1 protein-coding gene and 1 pseudogene are annotated in these 1,933 nt (G+C 49.9%); both read right to left on the reverse strand.

What is annotated here, in order from left to right:
* Nucleotides 1-425: 425 nt before the first annotated feature.
* Nucleotides 426-1,607, reverse strand: coding sequence for an FtsW/RodA/SpoVE family cell cycle protein (locus L691_RS0125760; protein ID WP_025693084.1), 1,182 nt, complete (start codon nt 1,605-1,607; stop codon nt 426-428).
* Nucleotides 1,608-1,769: 162 nt separating this feature from the next.
* Nucleotides 1,770-1,933: pseudogene (locus L691_RS33210) on the reverse strand (protein-(glutamine-N5) methyltransferase, release factor-specific); the annotation flags it as partial.

The following is a 1,933-nucleotide window of genomic DNA, read 5'->3' on the forward strand; positions in this document are numbered from 1 at the left end:
CTTCCCAGGCCATCATGACAAACATAAGGATACAAATTAAAATGGCAGTATACGTAAAGGTCTTACGCAGCGAATCTCCGTCGATTCCTCTTTTGGCGTTCATGTCGGGATACCCCTCTCCACTCGGCTTCATGTCAGTCAGTATCCCCGGAAAGCGGAGTCCGCAAACCTATGAATCTATTTATTTTTGCAGCGCGCATGTACTCGATTTATAGAGTGTGAACACTACTTTGAGGAGGTCAAGCGCGAACTCGGCATCCCGGTCGTATTCAATGCAGACATTGGTTATGTACCGCCGCAGCTGAAGCTCGTTAACGGAGCCTTGGCGGCAGTGGACGCCGATAGCAAAACAACCGCCAGACCCCTTGCAAGGGAATTCTGACGGTTGTTTATTTTTTCACAAAAGTCATCTAGGGAATCACGCCTCAGCCCTGTTTGGCCGGTGCCGAATAAGACGCCTTTGGCAAATCTTCTTCTTCCTCTTGCCCATGCAGCTTCACGCTCATCACAAGCCCGATGCTCGCCATATTGATCAACAGCGAGGTGCCACCGTAGCTGATAAAGGGCAGCGTAATGCCGGTCAGCGGCATTAGTCCGATAAAAGCTCCGATATTCTCAAAAATCTGGTACAGCATCATTGCTATGACGCCGACGATAAGGAACGGTCCGCCTCTGTCCTTGCATTCTAGCGCGATCAGAATCATCCGATGGATCAGTATGAAGTATAAGAGCAGCAGGATGGCGGAACCCACAAAGCCGAACTCCTCGGCAATCTGCACAAATATCGAATCGGCATACGTGTACGGCACCCTATTGTTTTGCACAGTAGTTCCTTTCAAATAACCTTCACCGCTCATGCCCCCTGAAGCAATGGCTAGCATCGCATTTTTAGTTTGATAGCTGGCATCGGATGAAGCAAGTTCAGGCACAAGCCAAGGATCGAAACGGCTTACCAGATGCTCCCTGCCGATCACCTTTTCAATAAAAGCCACGGATTGATCATGATAATGAGTATAACTCCAAATTCCGCCCACCGTCGTAGCGGCAATCAACAGAATACCGATAAGGGCATGGGTAAATTTAATATTGCCGATCCATAGCAAGCCGAACAAAATGATAATGTAGCTTAATGCGTTACCCAGGTCGTTCTGGGAAATAACAATGCCAAACGGGAGCAGCGTCAGCAGGCCAAGCGGGATCACATCACGCCAAAATCGCAGCTTCTGCTTGCTCTTCAGCACTAGTACGGACGCCAGAAATAAAATCAGGATCAGCTTAAACAATTCAGCAGGCTGAATGCTTAACCGTCCTATTTCAAGCCAACCTTGTGCACCGTTTTGGACCGTGCCGATAAAGCTGACCAGAATCAGCACTGCGATTCCGAAAAGGTAGATATAAAGTCCGTATTTGACCAACAGCCGATAATCTAGGAACGTCAGGCCAAAAAAAGCGACAAATCCAAGGATATAGTATCTAAGCATTTGGATATGAAAACCATCGGTGCTCCTGCCGTGAGTGACGCTGTATATCGACATTATGCAGATAACCATAAGCGAGAGTAGAATAAAGACAATGACCCCGTCAATTTTTTTTAGCTTTTGCAGCATTTCCTGCCTCCTTGCGGTGTGTTCGGCCTATACAGCGGAGCTTAGGGGCAGTTAGCGCCCCTCTTATTATCATTGTAACGGGACTGGCAAAAGAAATCCAATCATCGCTGGGATGCTTGGGTAGACAGCCGGTGGCTGGCCTATTCCCGCCCCCATGACCGCTTATCGCGCAATGCCGATCACATGGCGCGGAATCCCCGCGAGATCGGGTATGGTCACGATCTCGTTCCAATGCCCGGCCGCCTTCAATAGGGCGGCCACCTGCTCCGCCTGCCCGAGCCCGAGCTCGAAGCCGACGAGGCGAGGCGGAACCGGGAGCAGCGGTA

The sequence above is a fragment of the Paenibacillus zanthoxyli JH29 genome (genome assembly GCF_000520715.1).
Taxonomy (GTDB): Bacteria; Bacillota; Bacilli; order Paenibacillales; family Paenibacillaceae; genus Paenibacillus_AQ; species Paenibacillus_AQ zanthoxyli.

Bases quoted from the DNA above. Each gene is read 5' to 3' on its own strand.
- L691_RS0125760 (WP_025693084.1), bottom strand. From the start codon at position 1,607: ATGCTGCAAAAGCTAAAAAAAATTGACGGGGTCATTGTCTTTATTCTA.